We start from the raw sequence: 24069 nt of genomic DNA, 5'->3' as shown, positions 1-24069 counted from the left end.
AAAAGCCGCTCGAAAATAATTCAAGCGGCTTTTTTATTAAAAATCAATATATTAAAGTTTACCTTCCTTAATTTCTTCAACAACCTCCGGATTTAATAAAGTGGTTATATCTCCAAAGTTAGAATAATCTCCTTCCGCGATTTTTCTCAAAATACGACGCATGATTTTTCCACTACGGGTCTTTGGTAATCCGGAAACAAATTGAATCTTATCTAGTTTAGCAATGGGCCCAATTTGATCAGAAATTTGTTGATTGATTTCATTACGTAAGTTTTCTTTATCACGGGTTTCTCCGCTTTCTTTCAAAATAACAAAGCCGTATAACGCATTTCCTTTGATATCATGAGGGAAACCTACAATGGCACTCTCTGCCACAGCCGGATGCTCGTTGATAGAATCTTCAATAGGAGCCGTTCCTAAATTATGACCTGAAACAATGATTACATCATCTACTCTACCCGTAATTCGATAGTAACCTACTTCATCACGTAAAGCTCCATCTCCAGTGAAATATTTTCCTGGAAATGCTGAAAAATACGTTTCTTTATACCGTTGATGATCGCCCCAAATCGTTCGAGCCATCGATGGCCATGGGAATTTAATGCACAAACTACCGGTTACTTGATTACCTTCTATTTCATTTCGCAATTCATCCATCAAAACGGGTTGAATTCCCGGTAACGGTAACGATGCATAGGTAGGTTTAGTTGGCGTAACAAACGGAATGGGCGAAATCATAATTCCACCTGTTTCGGTTTGCCACCACGTATCTACTAATGGGCATCGCTTCCCTCCTACATGGTCATTATACCAGTGCCAAGCTTCTTCATTAATAGGTTCTCCAACAGAACCAATTACTTTTAACGATTTTAAAGGATACGATTGAACATAGTCAATACTTTCCTTTGCCAAAGCTCGTATGGCTGTTGGAGCGGTGTAAAATTGAGTAACTTTATGCTTTTCTATCACTTCCCAAAAACGACTAAAATCCGGATAAGAGGGAACTCCCTCAAAAATAACCGTTGTGGCTCCATTCAATAAAGGACCATATAAAATATAGGAATGCCCGGTTATCCAACCAATATCGGCTGTACACCAATACACATCATTTTCTTCATAGTTGAAAACATTTTTAAACGTATAAGCGGTATAAACCATATAACCGGCTGTAGTATGTAACATTCCTTTGGGTTTACCGGTTGAACCGGATGTATAAAGAATAAATAAAGGATCTTCTGCATCCATAATTTCGGCAACATTATTGGGAATGGCATCATCTAAAAGCGGTTGCAACCAAATGTCACGACCTTCTTTCATATTTACCTTTTCATGGGTTCTTTTTACTACCAAAACTTTTTCTACACAAGGCGATTTTTCTAAGGCTTCATCTATAATACCTTTTAAATCAATGGTTTTGTTACCACGATAACCACCGTCTGACGTAATGACCATTTTACATTCACTATCGTTTATTCTGGCAGAAACCGCCGATGCCGAAAAACCTGCAAAAACCACTGAATGAATGGCTCCTATTCGGGCACATGCCAAAACAGCAACTGCCAGTTCAGGAATCATGGGCAAATAAATACAAACCCTATCCCCTTTTTTAATGCCTTGATCACGTAATACATTCGCCATTTTGGCCACTCTGGCATATAAATCATTGTAAGTAATGTGTTGTGCTTCTTCATCCGGATTATTGGGTTCAAAAATAATAGCTGTTTTATCACCTCTTCGGGCTAAGTGACGGTCAATACAATTTTTTGTTATATTCACTTTGGCATCAACAAACCATTTGAATTGAGCTTCTTGCATATCAAACTCAAATACCTTATCCCATTTTTGATACCAAGTAAAATTTTCATCGGCAATTCGATCCCAAAATTTTCGGGGCTCTCGAACCGATTTTTTATACATTTTAAAATAATTCTCCAGGTCATGTATTTTGTAGTAACTCATGATATTTTTTTTTTATACTTATAATTATGTAAAAATAAAGATTTTAACGGTTTATAACAATGTATCTTTGCTAAAATAGTATAGTTTTATAAAGGACTTTACTATTTCTTAGTTAGTTGATAATTCTCTGTAACTTCTTGAATTTCTGAAATGATTGCTTCATCATCTATAGTTGACGGAATTTGAAAATCGGTTTTATCAACAATACTTCGCAATAATTTTCTTAAAATTTTACCGGAACGTGTTTTAGGTAATCGTTGTACAACCATAACATTTCGTAAACAAGCTACTGCACCAATTTTTTCACGAATCAAATGAACTATTTCATATTCCAATTGAAAATGTTCTATTGCATTTCCGGTTTTTACCACAACCATAGCTAGCGGAATTTGACCTCGGAGATCGTCATTCACACCAATCACAGCACATTCAGCCACAGCCGGATGTGAGGCTACAATTTCTTCCATTTCGGCAGTTGATAGACGATGACCTGCCACATTGATTACATCATCTACCCTTCCGGTAATGAAAATATATCCGTCTTCATCTTTAAATCCGCCATCACCTGAAAAATAATAACCTGGAAACTTTTGTAAATAACCTAAATGAAATCTTTGACTATCGTTCCATAAATCCAACATGGTTCCGGGTGGTAGGGGCAATTTAATAGCTACATATCCTTCTTCATTGGGATTCAATTCTTGTCCGTTTTCACCCAAAATTTGAATATTGTAACCGGTTACCGCTTTTCCGGCAGAGCCCGGTTTGATAGGAAGATACTCCACTCCCATCATATTGGCAATCATGGGCCAACCTGATTCCGTTTGCCACCAATGGTCAATTGCCGGTACCGGAATGTGCTCATTATACCATTCCAAAGTAGCTACATCACAACGCTCTCCGGCTAAAAATTGGGTGCGTAAACACGACAAATCGTACTGCTTGATAAATTCTCCATTGGGATCCTCTTTCTTGATAGCTCGAATAGCCGTAGGTGCCGTAAACATCACTTTGACCTGATGTTCTGAAATGACTCGCCAAAAAGTTGAAGCATCAGGCGTTTTAATTGGTTTTCCTTCAAATAAAACCGTTGTATTTCTATTGATAAGTGGACCATAAACAATATAACTATGTCCTACCACCCAACCCACATCGGAAGCGGCCCAAAAAACTTCACCAGGTTGAGCTCCGTAAATGTATTGCATTGAAAATTTAAGTGCGGTTGCATAACCGCCTGTATCTCTTACAATTCCTTTTGGTTTTCCGGTTGTTCCTGAGGTGTACAAAACATATAGCGGATGCGTCGATTCCACCGAAACACAATCAACTTCTTCTGAACCATACACCAACGCATCGTAATCTACATCGTATTTTTTGAAAGGGACCCTTGCCCCTAATTTTCGGTTTAAAACCACTACTTTTTTGGGTTTATGATGGGCTAATTCAATAGCTTCATCAACCAAAGGTTTATAGGCAATTAATCGATCTACTTCAATTCCTGATGAAGCGGTTAAAATGATTCTAGGTTTGCAATCATCAATACGAATAGCCAGTTCGTGTGGAGCAAATCCACCAAACACAACGGAATGAGTGACTCCAATTCGGGCACAAGCCAACATCGCAAAAGCCGCTTGCGGAATCATGGGCATATAAATAACCGCTGTTTCTCCTTTCTTGATTCCTAACGAGAGTAAACCACCGGCAAGCTTTGCCACTTCAGATTTCACATCGTTATACGTGTATTTTTTTACGGTTTGTGTAACTGGAGAATCGTATATAATGGCTACTTGTTCACCATATCCGTCTTCAATATGTTTGTCTAATGCCAAGTAACACGCATTTAATTCACCATCGGAATACCATAGCGGATAATTGTTTTTGTCTTTAGATAAAATGGTTTCGGGTTTTTTAAACCAATGTATAGATTCAGCTTGATCGCTCCAAAATTGTTCCGGATTGTCAAGACTTTTTTGATATAATGCAAAATATTTCATTTTTGTGTGTTGTTTCTAATTTTGTAATTCATTCTTCACTACTGACTAAAGACTAATCACCAGTAGCAAGTAGTTCATTCACTTGATCCACTAATTTTTTAATTGAAAAAGGTTTCGTCATATAGGCATTAGCTCCTAATTGCATCCCTTTTTCAATATCACTTTCTTTGTTTTTGGCAGAAAGAAAAATGACTTTACAATGGGTTAATTTTTCATTTTTTTTAATCGATTCAATAGTAGCATAACCATCAACATTGGGCATCATGATGTCGAGAATAATTACATCCGGTTGTTCTGTTTTTAAAATATCCAGAGCTTCCTGACCGTCTCGAGCAATAAATACTTCAAAATTTTGTTTTTTGAATGTATATTCCAACGACATGATAATGTTGGGTTCGTCATCTACTAATAAAATCTTTTTCATCTTTAATGTATTTTTTTGGGAAGTGTAAATGAAAAGGTTACGCCATTTTGAACATTTTCGGCCCAAATATTGCCTTTATGAGCTTCTATAATTTGTTTACAAATAGCTAAACCCAAACCACTTCCGATTGGTTTTTTAATATTTTGATTGCTGGATTGATAAAACTTGTCGAAAATAGATTCCAAATCGTCCGGATTTACTCCTCTTCCGTTATTAAAAACATTCACTTTTACATATTCATCTTCTTTCTCAGAAAGGGTTATGATTATAATTCCATCCTTTTCATCAGCAAATTTAATAGCATTGGAAACCAAGTTGGTAATCACTTGAATGATTCGTTCTTCATCAAAAGAAATAATAGTGGTATTCTGATTTTCATCAAATTCAACGTGTAATTTTTTATTGGTAATCAATTGTTGTAGCGGCGAAAGCGATTTTGAAATGGTCTGAATTATATTTCCTTGTGTAGGATATATTTTCTGTTTTCCGGTTTCAAATTTTTCCAAATCCAAAATTTTATCAATCAAACGATTCAATCGATCCGATTCGGTAATAATATTTTGAAGAAATTGCTTTTTCAAATCTTCCGGAATTTCATCATCGTCATGCAAAATTTCGCTTGCGGCACGAATGGCGGTAATTGGTGTTCTCAATTCATGGGTTACGGTATCCAAAAATTCATCTTTTTGTTTGTCTTTCAAAACCAAGTTCTCATTAGCTTTTTTCAGTTGAGAAGAAAGTTCTTTTAACTCATTAGATGTTTCCGTTAATTTTTTGTTTAAGGTAATATTTTCTTTTGATTCTTCTAAAATTTGAAGTACTTCTGGCAAACTGATTTTATCTTCTTTTGTCACTCCTTCAATAATTATTTTGGCCGAAGCGGTACCGATATGTCCGGTAAGTAAATTTTCGGCAAACTTGATTAAACGAGAATCAGCCATCAGATTATCCGGTTCAACCTGATATTTCATTTTGAAAAGCGATAATGCTCTTTTAGTTCGTTCTTCACCTAAAAATCGTTTTAAAACTTTTTCAATATCAGACACATAAGCAGTTCCTTTCCATACGAAGGCATTTTCGTGATTGGTAATGTATTTATCGATATCTACATACATTTCAGCATAATTTCGTTCGCGATAGTTTCCTTTAAAACTTACCGATAAAGCCATGTAAATCATCAAATTAAAAAACAAACTCCAAAATAAAGCATGTGGCACCGGATCTAAATAATCCAAACCGAATAATTGAAAAGGCTGTAAGGATTCAAATCCCCAAAATCCGTATTTAAAAAATAGGCTTTCCGGATTAAGTGAACTCAAGAAAAAAGGCAATAATAGTGTGTAAAAACAGATTAAAAAACCAACGAGTATTCCGGAGATAGCACCTATAAGAGAACCTCTTTTCCAGAATAAAGCTCCAAAAAAGGCAGGAGCCAATTGAGCCACAATTACAAAAGAAATCAAACCTACAGATACCAGAGAAAAATCCATGATAAAGAAGCGATAATACAAAAAAGATAGTATAATCAAGCTGAAAATACCAATTCGACGAATCGTCACAATTCGGCTTGTGTTACGTTCTGGATTGTCTTTTTGTAACGAACCTAAAAATCCGTACGGAATCAATAAATTGTTACTCAACATATTGGACAAACTTATGGAGGAAACCACAATCATAGAAATAGCAGCCGAAAATCCGCCTAAAAAAACCAAAACAGTCATAAAATCGTTTCCTCTGGATTGCGGAATCAGAAGGGAATACAAATCTGAATTCATAGTTTGCCCCTCAAAAAGAATATTTCCTCCCCATGCAATTGGGTAAACAAAAAGATTAAATAGTAACAAATAAAGCGGGAAAAGCCATATGGCTGTGTTTACATGTGATTCTCTATTGTTTTCAACAATACTCATGTGAAATTGTCGAGGTAATAAAAAAATGGCAAAAAAGGAAAGTACAATTAACATCATCCAATTTACAGCTCCTTCTAAACCTCCAATGGTGTTTCGTTCTTCAAAATGAGGAAGAGTAACAGCTTGGTTGTAAATATCTTCAAAACCATCAAAAACAAAAAAAGTAACATAAAGACCTAATAAAATAAAGAAAAAGAGTTTTAGTAAAGATTCAAAAGCGACCGCAGTAACCATCCCTTTTCTTTTTTCGGAAGCATCTACATAACGCGTTCCGTAATAGGAAGCAAATAAGGCTAAAATTAAAGCCACATAAGTAGAGGTATCCCAAAAAATATTAGAACTTTCTTGAGATTTTGAAACTACGTGAAAGGTTTCAGAAATAGCTTTTAGTTGCAAACCAATATACGGAATGATAGCCAAAAGTGCAATTACGGTAACCATGGCTCCTAAAAAGCGACTGTTTCCATATCGCAATGAGATAAAATCGGCAATACTGGCTATCTTATTTACTCTGGAAATGCGAATGATTTTCTTTAAAATGACAATCCAAAACGGAAAAGCAATTACAGGTCCAATGTAAATAGGCAAGTAATTTAAACCTGAATCAGCAGCAACACCTATACTTCCGTAATAGGTCCAAGCAGTGCAATATACAGCAAGAGACAACGAATAAACATACGGATTATTGGTCCATTTGGAATTTCGGTTTTTTTCGGCCCACTGAGCGATTAAAAACAAGAATCCCAAATAGATTAAAACAATAATTAATAATCCGATACTATTCATTGTATTTGGTTATAATAAAATAACTGATTAAAATTCCTAAAATCCATACTGAAAATAAGTACACATAAAAAATGGGAATTCCTAAGAATGAAGTGGCTTCATTATTAAGCAGAATAAACGGTACATTGAACAAGAGCCACAATCCGATTCCCAAAACCACAAACTTTTGAATATGTCTTTTTTTCATTTGAATTAATTTGTAAATTAAAAGTACAAACTCTGTTCTCGAAATCCAAGAACAGAGTAAGTTTTTAAAATTTACTTTTATTAATGTCCGGTTGCTTCGCCGGCACCTGATGGGATTCTAATATTTTCTACTATTTCTTGAACGTCATGAGGCGGTTCAGGCGTAAATTTATTTACTACTAGAGCAACTACAAAGTTCACTATCATGGCTACAGTACCAAATCCTTCCGGTGAAATACCAAACCACCAATCAGGTTTTAGGGAATCAACCATTTCTTTCCCACCATCAAAAATTCCAAATTTGAATTTCAACATGTAGAATAACATTAGCAACAATCCAACGACCATTCCGCTAACAGCTCCCTCTTTATTCATTTTCTTATAGAAAATTCCTAAAATAATAGCCGGAAAAAAAGATGCTGCAGCTAATCCAAACGCTAAAGCAACAACAGCTGCTACAAATCCCGGTGGATTGATTCCAAAATATCCGGCAATACAAACGGCAACTGCGGCAGACAAACGAGCAGCCCAAAGTTCTCCTTTTTCAGAAATACCCGGGTTTATCATTTTTTTAATCAAATCATGTGATACCGATGAAGAAATAACCAATAACAATCCGGCAGCCGTTGATAAGGCAGCAGCAAGAGCACCCGCCGCTACCAAAGCAATTACCCAATTGGGTAAATTGGCAATTTCCGGATTGGCCAATACCATAATGTCATTGTCTATTTTTAATTCGTTTGCTTCTTTATCGGCTACATATTGAATTTTTCCATCTGCATTTTTATCTTCAAATGTCAACAATCCGGTTTTTTCCCAATTCACAAACCATTGGGGCATTGCAGAATAGTCTTTGTTGCTAACGGTTTCTATCAAATTAGCTTTTGCAAAAACAGCTACAGCCGGAGCAGTAGTATAAAGAATAGCGATCAATAACAGTGCCCAACCGGCAGATTTACGAGCGTCACGTACTTTTTTAACGGTGAAAAAACGAACAATTACGTGAGGTAATCCGGCAGTTCCAACCATTAAAGCTAATGTTATAGCAAAAACATCAATCATCGATTTTGAACCATTGGTATATTCATCAAAACCCAATTCTGCTTGCAAACCATTTAATTTGTCTAACAAATACGTTCCGGAACCATCGGCCACAGTTCCACCCATACCCAATTGAGGAATTGGATTTCCGGTCATTTGAATGGAAATAAAAATAGCAGGAACCATGAAAGCAAAAATCAATACACAATACTGAGCTACTTGTGTATAGGTAATACCTTTCATTCCACCTAAAACCGCGTAGAATAATACGATTACCATACCAATGATTACACCGGTATTAATATCTACCTCTAAGAATCTGGAGAAAACCACTCCTACTCCACGCATTTGACCCATTACATAAGTAAACGAAACAATTAAAGCACACACAACAGCTACAAATCGAGCAGTTTTGGAATAATAACGATCCCCAACAAAATCCGGCACTGTAAATTTCCCGAATTTTCTTAGATAAGGAGCCAATAATAAAGCTAATAAAACATAACCACCGGTCCAACCCATTAGGTAAACTGCACCATCGTATCCGGCAAAAGAAATAATTCCCGCCATGGAAATAAAAGAAGCAGCCGACATCCAATCTGCGGCAGTAGCCATTCCGTTAGCCAAAGGAGAAACACCTCCACCGGCTACATAAAATTCTTTGGTTGATCCGGCACGAGACCAGATTGCAATTCCGATGTAGAGAGCAAATGTGATCCCTACGATAATATATGTCCAAATTTGTACATCCATTTTGTTTATTTTTTAGAGCTGCTTAGTACTAAGATACTGAGCAGCTGAGTTAGTTAAATATTTAATATTTTACAGTAAACTGATAACTGACATCCGAAAACTACTCTTCGTCGTATCCGTATTTTTTATCCAATTTGTTCATTAGTCGAACATATACAAAAATCAAAACCACAAAAACATAAATTGATCCTTGCTGTGCAAACCAAAATCCGAGTGGAAAACCACCTATTTTGATTGCATCTAATGCGTCTTTAAATAAAATTCCGGCTCCGTAGGACACCAAAAACCAAATTGATAACAGAATGAGAAGATACTTTAAATTCTCTTTCCAATAGGCTGTAGCATTTGCTTGATTGCTCATAATTAGTTCGTTTAAGTTTATAAATAAATTTGTAATTGTAATAAGAATTCACCTTTATAGGAGTCAATTTTATCAACAGCAGTGTAAACCGGTCTGTTTGAATATTGTGCTGTAATTTTAGCATGATGCCCATCTAAGAAAAAATTGGTTCCCAAATCAAATTGATTACTAGGTTTTTCTAAAGCTTCAAAATTTTTGTAAGTGTAAGCTGCAAAAGGTTGTATTCTCACTTTAGGTTTTTCATTTTTATTGGGTAACAAAACTCCGGCTTGAGTATACCAAATCGACCCCGTTCCTATCATAGGCTGCATATTTCCGGGTCCGGCCAAAGCTCTTCCACCGGTAAAAGTGGGGTCGGCTACACCTTCATTCATAATTCCGATATTTCTCAAGTAATTCGGACCAAAATCATACGAGTAGAAAACACTATAACCTGTTACAGCCATTTTTTTCTCCTTATTGCCTATGGGTAAATCTAAAAAAACATCACCGGCAAATAAGTTTGTAGCATGTCTTTCTGTAACTCCGTTTACTGAACTTTTAGTTGAACTGGGTGCTGTGTAAAAACCGGCTCCCAAATTGAACATTTTTTTGGTTCCCAAATAACTTCCAACTTTGAAGGGTAGAAAATTAGATTCTTTATCAAAAAATTGGTATTCAAAATACCCCGCCTTAGACCACTTGGCATTGTGATTGTTATCAACCGCACGAGCCAAATCAGCATCTGTAACATCTGTTGGAACTTGATTGGTAGCAAAAGGCTTGTTTAGACTTAATCGATACTCCAAACGGTTGTATTTTCCTTTGGCAAAAATTCCAATTTGTCTGGCAAATTGATCGGAGTTTTCAATCAATGGCCAATTGAAAATTGGAGCATCAATTGTCATGTAGTTCAAAGTAGACGACATCGTCATACGTGATAATCCCATATAATAATGCAATCCGCCACCTACACTCAAACTAAAGGGTTTGTCTTCTTTGGGTAATACCACTGCATATTCATTCCATGCATCATGAAAAAAGAGACCCGGTTTTTTTCCATTGCCATATCCGCCGGTTCCACTTGATCCGGATGCACCGCCGTTAATAAAAGTTTGATTGTTAATACCAATATGAGTTACAATCATGTAACGTGGCGAAATTTGGGCATATGCCAATAAACGCAATCGTCGAAGACCGATATCTTCTTGTTTTGAAATGCTTTCGTCTCCAATCAATGTCCCGGGATTCATCTCGGAAGAACGCAACCAAATTTGATTCCATGCAATAAAACGCATGTATTTGGTTCCTTCGGGATTTAAATTAAATTTTAAACCCCCACCATAATCTGTAGACCCTTGGGTAAAACCCAGAAAGGAAGTCAACAGTAAAGTGCATGTTAAAATACTTTTTTTCATAAATAGAATTTTGGTTTAAATGGTTTTGTTAGTCTGTTTTTGACCGTACCAAATTCTATTTTTATGAGGAAGAAAAAAATTTTGTTATATATTTTTGTAAAATACTATAGCTAATCTTTGAAACGCTCCCATTTTATCAACATAAATTTATCACCTAATTCAGTTATAATCATACCGGCACCTTTCAATTGATCTTTATTTTTTAGGAATTCTACCAATTCTAAATGATTGTAAATCTTATAAGTAGGATGGTAATCGGTATGAGCCGGTTTTTTAATTTTGAACTCTTTAACCCAATTGCTTACCGTAACATGAGAAACCCCAATAATACGTTCAATTTCACGATAACTCAAGCCCTCCAAATACAATTGTAATGCTTTGGTAACATAGTAATCATCGATCTTTTTACCCAATTTATTTACGGTAAAAAAATAGTTGCATTTTTTGCACAAATACCTTTGTCTATCTTTAATAATGCCACTTTTTACTATAGTACTGCATTGGCATTTCGGACAAGCTAAAATCTCCATATATAAAAAATTTGCATAAATATATTAAATTAGCAATAATACAAAAACATTTTTTATATTTTTTTTAATCAAAATTTACAGACTATATAATTTTAACGCCTTAAAATTGTAAACTGTATAAATTTAAACGGTTTCTTCAAAAACAACGTTTTGCTGATAATTACAACTGCGATTCTAATTTTTCTAACATTTTTGACTTTAAAAAAGGGAAAATATTCGTGCTATTTTCTTTAATTTGTAGAAACTACAAACAAACTATGCAATTTGAAACTCAAAAAACAGACCCTTCTGTTTTATATAAACTACTAACCGGCATCATCATTCCGAGACCTATTGGATGGATTTCTACAATTGACAGAAACGGGATTAACAACTTGGCTCCATTTTCTTATTTTAATATGGTTTCTCATGATCCACCTTGTATCATGTTTTCAACTGCCAGAGACAACAACAAGAACAAAGACACCTTGAACAATGTATTAAGTAACGGCGAATTTGTTGTGAATTTAGCAACTCTAGATACCGTTGAATCCATGAATGCCACCTCTGCAGCTGTTCCAGCCGATGTAGATGAATTTGAATTAACCAATCTTACTCCGATGGATTCTGTTTTCATAAAACCCAAACGCGTCAAAGAAAGTCCGATTCATTTGGAATGTGAAATGATTCATCACTATTTTATGGATAATAATAACGGTGGCGGAGCTTGTATTGTTATTGGAAAAATAAAAACCATTCATATTGATGATGCTATTTTAATGGAAAACAATCGAATCAATTTAGAGGTTTATAAACCCATAGCTCGTTTAGCAGGTTCAAATTATAGTACGTTGGGAGAACTTTTTTCGATTAAAAGGGCGTAATTTAAAGTTTAAAAAATCAGTGTAAATCGGTGAAATCCGTGTCAAAATAAAAATGAAAAAAATAACAGTTATAGGTGGTGGTCCGGGCGGACTCTACTTTTCCATATTAACCAAAAAAGCAATGCCTCATTGCCAAATCGATGTGTACGAACGCAACAAACCTGACGACAGTTTTGGTTTTGGTGTGGTATTCTCCGATGAAACCTTAGGTGAATTCTTGATGCGAGATGTGCAATCATACGAACTTATTCGTAGTCAATTTGCCTATTGGGATGATATTATCATTGCTCGTGACGGTCAAAACGTAAACATTTCCGGTAACGGATTTTGTGGTTGTTCCCGTAAAACCTTATTAAAATTACTCCATCAACGTTGCCGTGAGGAAGGTGTCAACTTGCATTTTGAACAAAATGTAGACGATTTAAGTCAGTTTGCTGATTCTGATATTATTGTGGCTTGTGACGGAATTGGGAGTGCTATTCGAACGCAATTGGCTTCTGAATTCGGCACTAAAATCGAACTCAAAAAGAACCGTTTCGTTTGGCTAGGTTCCACCAAACCCTTAGATGCGTTTACCTATTTTTTCAGAACAACACCATTCGGAACCATCGTAGCTCATACGTACCAATACGAAGAAGGAATGAGCACCTGGATTTTTGAATGTAGTGATGAAACTTGGCAAAAATTTGGTTTTGAAGTCACAAATGAGGAAGATACCATTCAAAAAATAGCCGAAATCTTCAAAGATGAATTAGACGGTCATCCACTCATTTCCAACAAATCACATTGGCGACAATTTCCGCACGTAACCAATGAAAAGTGGTTTCACAAAACTATTGTTTTATTGGGTGATGCCAAAGCAACCGCCCACTACTCTATTGGTTCCGGAACCAAATTAGCTATGGATTCGGCAATTGGTTTATCAGATGCTGTGATTGCCAATCCCAATAATGTACAAGCCGCTTTTGAACAATATGACAAATCCCGGAGAAATACGGTAGAAATGATTCAATATGCCGCACTGGTTTCGTTGGATTGGTTTGAAAATATGGATCGGCACATACAACATCCTTTTTATCAATTTGCTTTTGGATGCATGACGCGTTCCAAAAAAGTGACGTTTGAAAATCTTCAAATTCGAGATAAATCATTTACGGATAAAGTTTTAAAGGAATTTAATGACAATTGCAATGTCAATGATAAAAATCAATCAGCGGCATTTTCAAAATTTAAACTTCGGGATGTAGAACTTTTCAACCGAATTGTATTGACTCCAATGGGACAATATTCTGCCGAAAACGGTTTGGTGAACCATTGGCATTTGGTGCATTACGGTAGTCGTGCAACCGGAGGTGTAGGATTGATTTTAACCGAAATGACAGCAGTTTCACCAACCGGACGTATCACTTTAGGTTGTGCCGGTATTTACAATGAAAATCAAGTGGTTGAATGGAAAAAAATTACAGATTTTATTCATCAACATACACAAACTAAAATCGGAATCCAACTCGGACATTCCGGTCGAAAAGGAGCCCTCAAAAAACCGTGGGAAGGTCAAAACGAACCGATTGATGAGGCTTGGGAATTACTTTCAGCCTCTCCTATTCCTTTCCATTCTAACCTGGCAACTCCGAAGGAAATGAATTTTGAAGATATGGACAAAATTACAGCAGAATTTGTTCAAGCCACTAAAAATGCCGAAAAAGCGGGATTTGATATGATTGAATTACAAGCTCATCACGGATTTTTATTAGCTTCTTTTTTATCACCCTTAACCAATATTCGCAGTGATGAATTTGGTGGAAGTATCGAAAACCGAATCAAATTTCCGATACGCGTTTTTATTGAAATGCGAAACGTTTTTCCGCAACACAAACCCATGTCAGTTAGAATTTCTGCTTCCGATTGGGCTGAAAATGGTATTTCAGAGGAAGAGGTGATTTACATTGCCAATGCTTTCAAATCAGCCGGAGCAGATGTCATCAATGTTTCCACCGGAAATACAGTTGCACATCAAAAGCCACAAATGGGCAGAATGTGGCAAACGCCTTTTTCGGATTTAGTTCGAAACACCGTTCATATTCCAACCATTACAGCAGGTTACATCCAAGACATTGATCAAATCAACACCATCATTTTAAACGGAAGAGCCGATTTAGTAGCGTTAGGCAGACCCTTATTAGCCGATGCCAACTTTGTTAGAAATGCTCAAGCGTATGAAAATGTGCAAACGAATGATATTCCGTTACCATATAAAATGGGAAGTTCGCATTTATATCCGTTGAAAGTAGCTGAACGAAAACAAATGGAAGGAATGAAGAAAGCGTTGAAGCCGAAGAGTAATAAGAAATAATTACGAATTATGAATTACGAATTATGAATTACGAACTATCAATTACGAATTATCAATTTCGAATTATCAATTATGAGAAATGATAACGTTGTACAAATAAAAAGTTATGCTTTTGCAGTACGTATTATAGAGATTTTCAAATATCTTTCTGAACAAAAGAAAGAATATGTATTAAGCAAACAGCTCTTGAGATGTGGTACATCTATTGGAGCAAATATTGAAGAGGCTATTGGTGGGCAGTCAAGTATAGATTTTTACGCTAAACTAACCATTTCATACAAGGAGGCCAGAGAAACTAATTATTGGATAAGATTATTAAAGGACACTAACTATTTACCGGAAGATGAAGCTGAAAGTTTATTAAAAGATGTTGATAAACTATTAAGAATAATTGGTTCTATCCAAAAAACCCTTCGGAATTCTACCAATTCATAATTCGTAATTCATAATTTGTAATTAAATGATCGACAATTTCGCACACAATTCCTTACCAAGCATCGACTTGCAGCCTACTTATTTACAAGGAAAGTATGAAACCGAAATGCTCAATTGTGTAGAACGTCTTTTAGATTTTCACATTCTAAATGGTCATGGTAACGCACCTTGCCTTCGTACTTTTGAAGAAACGTGGACGTATCAAGACTTATATGAAAAAGCGAATCAAATTGCACATGTTTTAATTGACGATTTGGGACTACAAACCGGAAATCGAGTTTTGTTGCGATCGGCCAATAATCCCATGATGGTGGCTTGCTGGTTTGCTGTTTTAAAGGCAGGTGGCATTGTAGTGGCGACTATGCCCCTACTGCGTTCGAAAGAATTGACAACTATTATCGATTGTGCGGAGATTTCTATTACCTTGTGCGATAAAGAATTGGAAGAAGAAATGCATTTGGTTAAATCAAATTTTATACAGAAAACCTGTTTCTACGGCAATGCAGAATTAGAACAATTAATGGCATCCAAAGCGAAAACATTTGATAACTTTCACTCTAAAGCAGACAGTGTGGCCTTAATCGGTTTTACCTCGGGAACAACCGGTTTACCTAAAATGACAGCACATTATCATAAAGATATTTTGAATATTTGCGAGGCTTTTCCAGTATATTCGCTACAACCAACTACCAACGATATATTTACCGGAAGTCCGCCAATCGGTTTTACGTTTGGTTTGGGTGGATTGGTTTTGTTCCCAATGTATTTTGGTGCTTCCACATTTTTAATTGAAAAACCATCGCCGGATATATTATTGCAAGCCATTCAAGACTATAAAATCACCATTTGTTTTACGGCTCCAACGGCTTGGCGAATCATCACTACAAAAGTAAAAGACTATGATATTTCCAGCTTACGCAAATGTGTCTCAGCCGGAGAAACGTTACCATTGAAAGTTTGGGAAGATTGGCACAACGCCACCGGATTAAAAATCATTGACGGTATTGGTGCGACAGAAATGCTACACATTTTTATTTCTTCAAACGAAGAAAACATGAAACCCGGTGCTACAGGTTTGGCAATTACAGGTTATGAAGCGAAAATTATTGATGCCAATGGCAATGAAGTTTCCAGAAACGAACCCGGCCGATTAGCCGTCAGAGGAATCACAGGTTGCAAATACCTAAATCGCATCGAAAAACAAAGAGAATACGTTCAAAACGGTTGGAACATTACCGGAGATATTTTCAAGCAAGACGAGGACGGTTACTTCTGGTTTGTGGCTCGGGGCGACGATATGATTATTTCTTCCGGCTATAATATTGCGGCAATTGAAGTAGAATCCGTACTTTTAACCCACGAAGAAATTTTGGAATGTGCCGTAGTTGGTTTACCCGATGAGGAACGTGGTATGTTGGTTTGTGCTCATATTGTTCTAAAAGATAAAGCTAAAGCAACAGACAATATGAAAAACCATATTCAACACTGGTTCAAAGAAGTAGCGGCTCCTTATAAATATCCAAGAGTGATTTATTTTGCGGAGGCTTTGCCGAAAACGGAGACAGGAAAAATACAGCGGTTTAAATTAAAGTAGGTATTATTAAGTATCAAGACAAAACAAGAAGTATGATTTTCACCAAACAAGAAAAAATAAAATTCAAACACATTGACTACGCAGGCATCGTGTTTTATCCACGATTTCTAGAAATGCTCAATGATTTAGTCGAAGATTGGTTTGAAGAAGCACTAGACCGACCGTTTTCCAAAATGCACGAAACGAACGGAATTCCCACAGTTGATTTAAAAATCCAATTCAAAAATCCCGCTCGATTAGGAGAAGTTCTGACTAAAAAATTATGGGTAAAAGACATTGGTTTTGCCTCTGTTTTGTGCGGATTTCAATTTGTGAATGAAAAAGAAGTAACCGTTTTAGAAGGTGAAGTAACCCTCGTTAATGTAAAAATTGCCGAAGATCGTGAGAAAATTAAAGCCGAAGGTTTTTCGGAAGAAATGAAAAATAAAATTATGAATTACAAATTATGAATTACGATTTAATTTCGTTTTCAATTCATAATTCGTAATTCCCAATTCGTAATTAATAACTATGAACTTTCCAAAATTCAAAGCCGCCGCCGTTCAAACCGCACCCGTTTTTTTAAACGTGGATAAAACCATTGAAAAAGCGATTTCTTTCATTAAAGAAGCCAGTTCAAATGGTGCTCATTTAATTGCCTTTCCGGAAGTTTTCATTGCCGGATATCCGTATTGGAACTGGATTATGACACCCGTACAAGGCAGCAAATGGTATGAACAATTATATAAAAATTCGGTCGCTGTAACGGATGAAGCAATGAAACCGTTATTCCAAGCCGCAAAAGATTTCAATATGCACATTGTTATCGGAATCAACGAACGTGGCGATAGTTATGGCGAAATTTACAATACCAATCTCATCATCGATAACCACGGAACGCTTATCGGAAAACATAGAAAGCTTGTTCCAACTTGGGCAGAAAAACTCACTTGGACAAGCGGTGACGGTTCTTCATTAAAAGTATATAAAACAGAAATCGGACCCATTGGTACTTTAGCTTGTGGTGAAAATACGAATACATTAGCTCGCTTTACCTTATTATCGCAAGGCGAATTGATTCACATTGCCAATTATATTTCGCTTCCCGTGGCTCCTCCCGATTACAACATGGCGGAAGCGATTAAAATTCGTGCTGCGGCACATTCGTTTGAAGGAAAATTATTTACCATTGTTTCGTGTTCTACCATTTCAAAAGAAATTAGGGACGTTTTGAAACCGGATGTTCCAAATATCGAAGACTTATTGACACGAAAAAGTTCGGCTTTCTCAGGAATTATAGGACCTAACGGAGCTGTTGTAGGCGAACCTTTGATTGATGATGAAGGAATTGTGTATGCCGATATCGATTTGGAAAAATGCATTCAACCGAAACAAATGCACGATATTTTGGGACATTACAACCGATTTGATATCTTTGATTTACGGGTAAATACCGCTCCAACCAGAAAGATTACGTTTATTGATAATCACGAGGAGTTTAATAAGAAATAAACATTTAAAGGTTCTAACACCTGACAGGTTTTTGAAACCTGTCAGGTGTAAACAAATTTTAAATAAACAATGGACGCAAAACATTCAGACGACGTTTACGGAAGAGCACGAGTACAAGATTCGGAAGAACTAAAAGCTTATTATAAAGAATTGGAAAACCTGGGTGCCGGTGCTTTATGGACGGTTGCTAACGATATTGAGCCCTGGGAACCACGGGCCAATTCCGTTCCAATGTTGTGGAAATATGACGATTTACGAGAATTGGTACTTAAATCATCCGAACTAGTTACACCGGAACAAGCCGGACGACGGGTGGTGTATTTGGTGAATGACAAAAGAAAAGATGTCGCCGCCGCTGTGGGATGGTTGTACACGGGAATCCAAGTGACTCGTCCGGGAGAATTTACGTCTGCTCATCGGCATCGAGCCTCTGCCCTACGTTTTATTATGGAAGGTGAAAAAGGATACACGGTGGTAGATGGTAATAAAATTATGTTGGAAGTGAACGATTTCGTCATCACACCCAACTCAACATGGCATGAACATGGTGTGGAAGAAGGTGGAAAAACGTGCATTTGGCAAGACGGACTCGATATTCCGCTTGTGAATGCTTTAGAAGCCAATGATTATGCGGTTTTGGATGGCAAACAAGAATTGGTTGCTCCATTGAATTATTCACCGATTACGTATGGTTGTGCCGGACTCCTTCCTGCTGATAAAACGTGGGACAAACCGTATTCTCCACTTTTTAAATATTCGTGGTCAAAAGTCTATCCGGCTTTGTTGGAAGCTCAAAAAGTGAATAAACCTAATCCTTTTGATGGAATTTTTATGAAGTATTCTAATCCGCTAACCGGAGGTCATGTCATGCAAACGATGGGAGCTTCGATGCAATTATTACCTGCCGGATTTAATGGAAAAGCTCATAAACATACCGGATCTTTTGTATACCAGTGTGCCAAAGGTAAAGGCTATTCAGTTATCAATGGGCAACGTTTTGATTGGAAGGAACGCGATATATTTTGTGTGCCTTCATGGGCTTGGCACGAACATCACAACCTTTCTGAAACAGAAGATGCGTGTTTGTTTGCTTTTAACGATTTACCTACTATTGAAACTTTAGGCTTGTATCAAGAAAAACAATTTGAACAAAACAATGGTTTTCAAAACTATAACTAAATCTATTTGAATGAATAAAATATATAGCTTATTGTTTTTTTTACTGGTATCTGAACTGCTTTTTTCACAAAAATTAGCTTTAGATAAAGGTAGTATTCAAGAAAAAAATTATTATCAGGAAATTGATTTTGAAATTGTAAATGATAAGATTATGATTCCGGTTACAATAAACAACAAAACCTATACATTTTTACTGGATACCGGAGCTCCTAACTTGATATCAAAACGAGTTTTAGAAGAATTAAATGTTGCCGATTCAAAAAAAATAAATGTTTCAGATGCCAACAATCAAACCAATCAAATGGAAATGGTTGCTGTAAAATCTATTAAACTAGGAAATCTGAATTTTGAAAATAATGTGGCACTGGTGAGTGATTTAGAAAACCATTTTATTTTAAAGTGTTTTAAAATGGATGGTTTTATTGGGAGCAATTTGTTTCATAAATCTATCCTTAAAATCAGTTTGAAAAACAAAAAAATAACAATTACAGACCATATTAAAAACTTAAATCCAAAATCAAAAGCTTCAAAATTACTTTTAATTGGTCAACAAAAATCTCCGTATATAAAAATTAATTATTCATTAAACGAAAAAAAAGAAGTTTCAGAACAAGTTTTGGTTGATACGGGTATGGATGGCTTTTTTGAAATGTCTAACAGAGCGTTTTCTATAATTTCAAACGAAAATGTTATTGAAGAACTTGCCAGAAGTACCGGTTCAAGTAGTATCGGCCTTTTTGGAGCTGCCCCTCAAAAGGAACAAGTTTTGCTAAGAGCTCCCAATTTTATAGTAAATGAAACTATTTTTGAAAATTTAATTGCCAATACCACAGAAGATAACAATTCCAGAATAGGATTAGATTTGTTAAAACATGGCGACATTATTATTGATTTCAAAAATAAAAAATTCTATTTTGAAGCAATCGATAAAATTACTTTAACCGAAAAACCGCCAGTTTACTCAGCTACTTTGATTGATAATAAATACGCAATTGGTTTTGTTTGGGATGCTGCTTATAAAGATATTTTGAAATATGGTGACGAAATCATTCGAGTAGATACTTTTATATTGGAAAATATGGTTTTTTGCGATATTGTTAAAATTAAAAAGTTTAGAAAAGATAATCAATCGTACGAAATAGAAGTAAAATCCATAAATAATTCATCCACTCAAATTGTGAAAATTGAACACTAAATTTTCGATTCTAAACATAACCTTAGTACCTTAGCAACCTAGAAACTCAGCACCTTTTTACATGAAATTACTTACCTACAAAACGAAAGACACAGAACCCCGATTGGGTTTTTTGCACAATAATTTAATCATTGACATGGAAGATTTTGGAGAAATATCCAATTTCCCATTACCCATTGATATGCTGGATTTAATCGATTTAGGATTTGAAATCATTGAAGAAATTACCGAAATGATAAAGGAAACCCGTGAAATCGACTTTGAACAAATTGGTTATTCGTTGGACGAAGTAGAGATTTTAGCCCCCATCCAACGTCCACGAAAAAACATTATCGGAATTGGTTTAAATTACACCGAACACGTTGCCGAAAGTGCAAGAACTCTTGACACTACCGGAAAGCTACCTCAAAAACCTATCATATTTTCAAAACCACCAACCGCTGTAACGGGTCCAAATACAGAAATTTTATTAAATCCAAAATTAACCCAACAATTAGACTGGGAAGTGGAATTGGCTGTAGTTATTGGTGAATATGGTAAGTATGTACCGAAAGAAAATGCTTTGGATTATGTTTTTGGCTATACAGTTATTAACGATATTTCGGCTAGAGATTGCCGCCGAGAAGGGCAATGGATTGTTTCCAAAGGGCAAGATACGTTTGCCCCAATGGGACCCTATTTGGTAACAAAAGATGAAATTCCGAATCCGCATAACTTAAATTTGTCATTGAAAGTGAACGGTGTGGAAAAACAAAATTCCAACACCCAATTCATGTTGTTTAATATCAATGATTTAATTGAGGATTTAAGTACCGTTTTCACACTTGAACCCGGCGACATCATCGCTACCGGAACACCAGCCGGAGTGGGTGCCGGCCGTAATCCTCAAGAATGGATGTGGGATGGCGATGTAGTAGAAGCAACTGTAGAAGGAATTGGAACGATTGTGAATACGGTGAAAGAAATCTAGTTGGCAACCTAAGTTTTCTATACTTAGCTTTTTTTAAATGAAAAATTTATTATTCATCTTATTCTTTTATACAAGTTTTGCTTATTCGCAAAAAACTTTTATCAATACTCGTGATAGTATATACATGAATAAGGAACTATTCTACACAACAAACAATAATACTTTATTTGATGGCTATTTTGATCGTGTAAAGAAAAATGGCGTAATCATTTCAAGAGAAGTTTATGAAAATGGTATTTTAAAAAAGATACTATTTTATTATAATAAGTCAGCAAAAGGTAAAGTTTATTTGGAAATTCAATATAGCTTAGAATCTTCAAATTATTACAAAAAGAAAGAAATATATTACCATTCAAATGGGGAAATTTATAAGGTTAAAGACTTTGATTTAGTCAATTTAGCTAATTTAGTTTTATATGAAAATGGAACAATAGTTTACAGCTGCGAATACAAAAATGGAAAAAAGCACGGTATTGAAATTTGTTATGATAAAAATAATAATCTGATTCAATTTCAATATGAAAATGGAAAAAAAATAATAAAGTAAACATGAAAAAATACAAAATAGGCCAAATCGTCCCCTCTTCCAACATCACTATGGAAACTGAAATACCTGCTATTTTTAGAGCAAGGGAAACGATTCTATCGGAACGATTCACCTTTCATTCCAGCCGCATGCGAATGAAAAAAGTCACTAAAGAAGAGTTGGAAGCCATGGATGCCATGAGTTTAAAATGTGCACAAGAATTATCGGATGCTCATGTGGATGTGATGGGATACGCCTGTTTAGTAGCTATTATGAGTATGGGGCGAGGCTATCATTGCGTTTCTGAAGTGAATTTGCATCAGGAAACCATTGCCAACGACTTCCCTACTCCAATTGTGACTTCTGCCGGAGCATTGATAAATGGTTTGAAGGTTTTAGGTGCTAAACAAATATCTATTATTACACCTTATATGCGTTCACTAACAGATAAGGTTGTAGATTATATCGAGCACCAAGGTATCAAAGTGAAAGAAAGTATTGCCTTGGAAATTCCTGATAATTTAGAAGTAGCCGCTCAAAACCCAATGAATTTATTGGAAATTTACAAGCAATTGGATTTAACGGATGTAGATGTTTTAGTGGTTTCGGCTTGTGTGCAAATGCCTTCGTTGGAAGCTATTGATTTGATTCAAGAAGAATGTGGCATTCCTGTGACATCAGCTGCGGTTTGTACGACGTATGAAATGATGAAAAAATTAGGAATAGATGCCAAATCTCCTATTGGTGGCGAATTGTTAAGTGGGAAATATTGATAAATTATTTGAAATATAGCATAGCTTTCATACTGTTCCTAGCCAGCGGGATTTTTATGTTGAACCTTTTGGGTTTATATTTCGTGATAAGCGTGCCTTTTTTATTTTTTTTGGGAGTACTTTTTGTTTTTTTAAGGCGAAATAGAAAATAATTCCATTTGACTTCCTTGTTCCAACCCCAACAATTTTTTCTTTGCAGATAATCCTCCTGCATATCCCACTAATTCTTGATTACTACCAATAATTCGATGGCACGGAATGATTATTGAAATCGCATTGGCACCATTTGCCGAAGCTACCGCCCGAATGGCTTTTGGGTTGTTAAGTTGTTTGGATAAACCTAGATACGTTTGTGTTTTACCATACTCTATTTGTTGAAGAGTTTTCCAAACGGTTTGCTGAAAATTGGTTCCCACTAACAAAAGAGGTAAATCAAACGTAGTTTGACTTTTTTCAAAATAAGCTTGCAATTGTTTTTGGGTTTCGACTAACAAAGGAGTACCTTTTTCAACAAATTCAGCTTGCAAACCTTTTAAAATTCGTGCATCAATCGCATTTCGCATTTTGCGATATCGCCAATCACACAAACACAATTGGTCATTATAATCGCCTAAAATAAGCTCTCCAACCGGGGATTGATAGTAGTGAATGTAAATGGTTTGAGATAGCATTATGCTCTATTTATGAAATAAAAGTACCTATTTCAGTTTGTTTTGGCAACTTTGACACAAGCTAAGTTGAGCATTATCAATCGTGGCGACACTTTCTACAGCATCAGTCATCACGCATTTTTTATCAGGACAATGTGGCAAACCAAAATTATGCCCGAATTCGTGAACTGTAACTTTCTTTAATCGCATAAAATGAACAGCTTTGTTCTTGTGTTGAATTCTGAAAGTAGAAACCACGCAACTTTTTCCCGGACAATACGCCAAACCCATAATTCCCCAATCTTCATATTTATACGTTGGTTCTTTTATTTTACCATTTTCTTTTTTGGAAGTTGAAATATCTTTTTCAGTTAAACCGATGATATAATCTAATGAATCAGGAAGTTCTTCCTTTTGAAGTTTTATAATTTTATCCGCTCGATATCGTGGCGATTTCACATTGATGAAGGTTGAAACATCATGCATCTTATTGGGCAAAATGATGGTTTTAACACCATAAAATTCATGAACAATTTTTGCAATGGTATCTGTTTTAGCTTTAGGGAAATCAACATACGGCAAGATGCCAACCTTTGTTTCTGAAGAAGTTTTTGGGCTACAACTCCAAAAAAAAGCTACCACTAAAACCAAGGAAATAAGCTTCATTTTTTTACGATTTAAAACACGAATATACCCCTA

Annotated in this window: 22 protein-coding genes; 11 read left to right on the top strand and 11 right to left on the bottom strand. The window is 35.8% G+C overall.

Annotated elements, in window-relative coordinates:
* Positions 1–51: 51 nt before the first annotated feature.
* From acs to V7M80_RS06350, 9 genes are all read right to left on the bottom strand, one after another.
* Positions 52–1959: an acetate--CoA ligase gene (acs, locus tag V7M80_RS06390; protein ID WP_333694850.1), complete on the bottom strand. Its 1908-nt coding sequence runs from the start codon at positions 1957–1959 to the stop codon at positions 52–54.
* Positions 1960–2060: 101 nt separating this feature from the next.
* Positions 2061–3953: an acetate--CoA ligase gene (locus V7M80_RS06385; protein ID WP_333694848.1), complete on the bottom strand. Its 1893-nt coding sequence runs from the start codon at positions 3951–3953 to the stop codon at positions 2061–2063.
* A gap of 52 nt (positions 3954–4005) precedes the next feature.
* On the bottom strand, positions 4006–4377 hold the full coding sequence (locus V7M80_RS06380) for a response regulator transcription factor (protein ID WP_333694846.1): 372 nt from the start codon (positions 4375–4377) through the stop codon (positions 4006–4008).
* A gap of 2 nt (positions 4378–4379) precedes the next feature.
* Complete coding sequence (locus V7M80_RS06375; protein ID WP_333694844.1) at positions 4380–7073, bottom strand: sensor histidine kinase; 2694 nt, start codon at positions 7071–7073, stop codon at positions 4380–4382.
* Positions 7066–7260, bottom strand: a complete 195-nt coding sequence (locus V7M80_RS06370) for a hypothetical protein (protein ID WP_333694843.1) — start codon at positions 7258–7260, stop codon at positions 7066–7068. The genes V7M80_RS06375 and V7M80_RS06370 overlap by 8 nt, the downstream gene beginning before the upstream one ends.
* Positions 7261–7340: 80 nt before the next feature.
* Positions 7341–9053 (bottom strand): sodium:solute symporter family protein, encoded by a 1713-nt coding sequence (locus V7M80_RS06365; protein WP_333694842.1) that lies wholly within the window; start codon positions 9051–9053, stop codon positions 7341–7343.
* Positions 9054–9153: 100 nt separating this feature from the next.
* Positions 9154–9414 (bottom strand): DUF4212 domain-containing protein, encoded by a 261-nt coding sequence (locus V7M80_RS06360; RefSeq protein ID WP_333694841.1) that lies wholly within the window; start codon positions 9412–9414, stop codon positions 9154–9156.
* Between the two features lie 17 nt (positions 9415–9431).
* Positions 9432–10811 (bottom strand): porin, encoded by a 1380-nt coding sequence (locus V7M80_RS06355; protein WP_333694839.1) that lies wholly within the window; start codon positions 10809–10811, stop codon positions 9432–9434.
* 110 nt (positions 10812–10921) lie between these two features.
* The gene (locus V7M80_RS06350; RefSeq protein ID WP_333694837.1) at positions 10922–11341 is read right to left on the bottom strand and encodes a transposase-like zinc-binding domain-containing protein; all 420 of its coding nucleotides are present in this window, start codon (positions 11339–11341) and stop codon (positions 10922–10924) included.
* Between the two features lie 257 nt (positions 11342–11598).
* Here V7M80_RS06350 and V7M80_RS06345 point away from each other — a divergent pair, with 257 nt between their 5' ends.
* The 11 genes from V7M80_RS06345 to V7M80_RS06295 all read left to right on the top strand — a co-directional run bounded on the left by V7M80_RS06345 (position 11599) and on the right by V7M80_RS06295 (position 22720).
* Positions 11599–12204 carry a flavin reductase family protein gene (locus tag V7M80_RS06345; protein ID WP_333694836.1) on the top strand — a complete coding sequence of 202 codons (606 nt, stop codon included), beginning with the start codon at positions 11599–11601 and terminating at the stop codon, positions 12202–12204.
* A gap of 52 nt (positions 12205–12256) precedes the next feature.
* Positions 12257–14557, top strand: a complete 2301-nt coding sequence (locus tag V7M80_RS06340; protein WP_333694835.1) for an oxidoreductase — start codon at positions 12257–12259, stop codon at positions 14555–14557.
* A gap of 72 nt (positions 14558–14629) precedes the next feature.
* On the top strand, positions 14630–14992 hold the full coding sequence (locus V7M80_RS06335; RefSeq protein ID WP_333694834.1) for a four helix bundle protein: 363 nt from the start codon (positions 14630–14632) through the stop codon (positions 14990–14992).
* Positions 14993–15017: 25 nt separating this feature from the next.
* A complete protein-coding gene (locus V7M80_RS06330) occupies positions 15018–16586 on the top strand; it encodes an AMP-binding protein (RefSeq protein ID WP_333694832.1) in 1569 nt (522 codons plus the stop codon).
* A 32-nt stretch (positions 16587–16618) separates the two neighbouring features.
* Complete coding sequence (locus V7M80_RS06325; protein ID WP_333694830.1) at positions 16619–17035, top strand: acyl-CoA thioesterase; 417 nt, start codon at positions 16619–16621, stop codon at positions 17033–17035.
* Between the two features lie 61 nt (positions 17036–17096).
* Positions 17097–18077, top strand: a complete 981-nt coding sequence (locus V7M80_RS06320; protein WP_333694829.1) for a carbon-nitrogen hydrolase family protein — start codon at positions 17097–17099, stop codon at positions 18075–18077.
* A 69-nt stretch (positions 18078–18146) separates the two neighbouring features.
* Complete coding sequence (locus V7M80_RS06315) at positions 18147–19256, top strand: cupin domain-containing protein (RefSeq protein ID WP_333694828.1); 1110 nt, start codon at positions 18147–18149, stop codon at positions 19254–19256.
* A gap of 10 nt (positions 19257–19266) precedes the next feature.
* On the top strand, positions 19267–20451 hold the full coding sequence (locus V7M80_RS06310) for a retropepsin-like aspartic protease (protein WP_333694827.1): 1185 nt from the start codon (positions 19267–19269) through the stop codon (positions 20449–20451).
* Between the two features lie 61 nt (positions 20452–20512).
* Positions 20513–21421 carry a fumarylacetoacetate hydrolase family protein gene (locus V7M80_RS06305; protein ID WP_333694825.1) on the top strand — a complete coding sequence of 303 codons (909 nt, stop codon included), beginning with the start codon at positions 20513–20515 and terminating at the stop codon, positions 21419–21421.
* Positions 21422–21458: 37 nt separating this feature from the next.
* Positions 21459–21968, top strand: coding sequence for a hypothetical protein (locus V7M80_RS06300; RefSeq protein WP_333694823.1), 510 nt, complete (start codon positions 21459–21461; stop codon positions 21966–21968).
* A 2-nt stretch (positions 21969–21970) separates the two neighbouring features.
* Positions 21971–22720, top strand: coding sequence for a maleate cis-trans isomerase family protein (locus V7M80_RS06295; RefSeq protein WP_333694822.1), 750 nt, complete (start codon positions 21971–21973; stop codon positions 22718–22720).
* Between the two features lie 131 nt (positions 22721–22851).
* Here V7M80_RS06295 and V7M80_RS06290 read toward each other — a convergent pair whose 3' ends face one another.
* Positions 22852–23391, bottom strand: a complete 540-nt coding sequence (locus V7M80_RS06290) for a methylated-DNA--[protein]-cysteine S-methyltransferase (protein WP_333694820.1) — start codon at positions 23389–23391, stop codon at positions 22852–22854.
* A 27-nt stretch (positions 23392–23418) separates the two neighbouring features.
* Positions 23419–24036 carry a matrixin family metalloprotease gene (locus V7M80_RS06285; protein WP_333694819.1) on the bottom strand — a complete coding sequence of 206 codons (618 nt, stop codon included), beginning with the start codon at positions 24034–24036 and terminating at the stop codon, positions 23419–23421.
* Positions 24037–24069 lie beyond the last annotated feature (33 nt).

It is taken from the genome of Flavobacterium sp. (genome assembly GCF_036759525.1).
In the GTDB taxonomy this organism is placed as follows: domain Bacteria; phylum Bacteroidota; class Bacteroidia; order Flavobacteriales; family Flavobacteriaceae; genus Flavobacterium.
The sequence above is the reverse complement of the archived record's forward strand: the minus strand, read 5'-3'. Positions and strand labels throughout refer to the sequence as shown.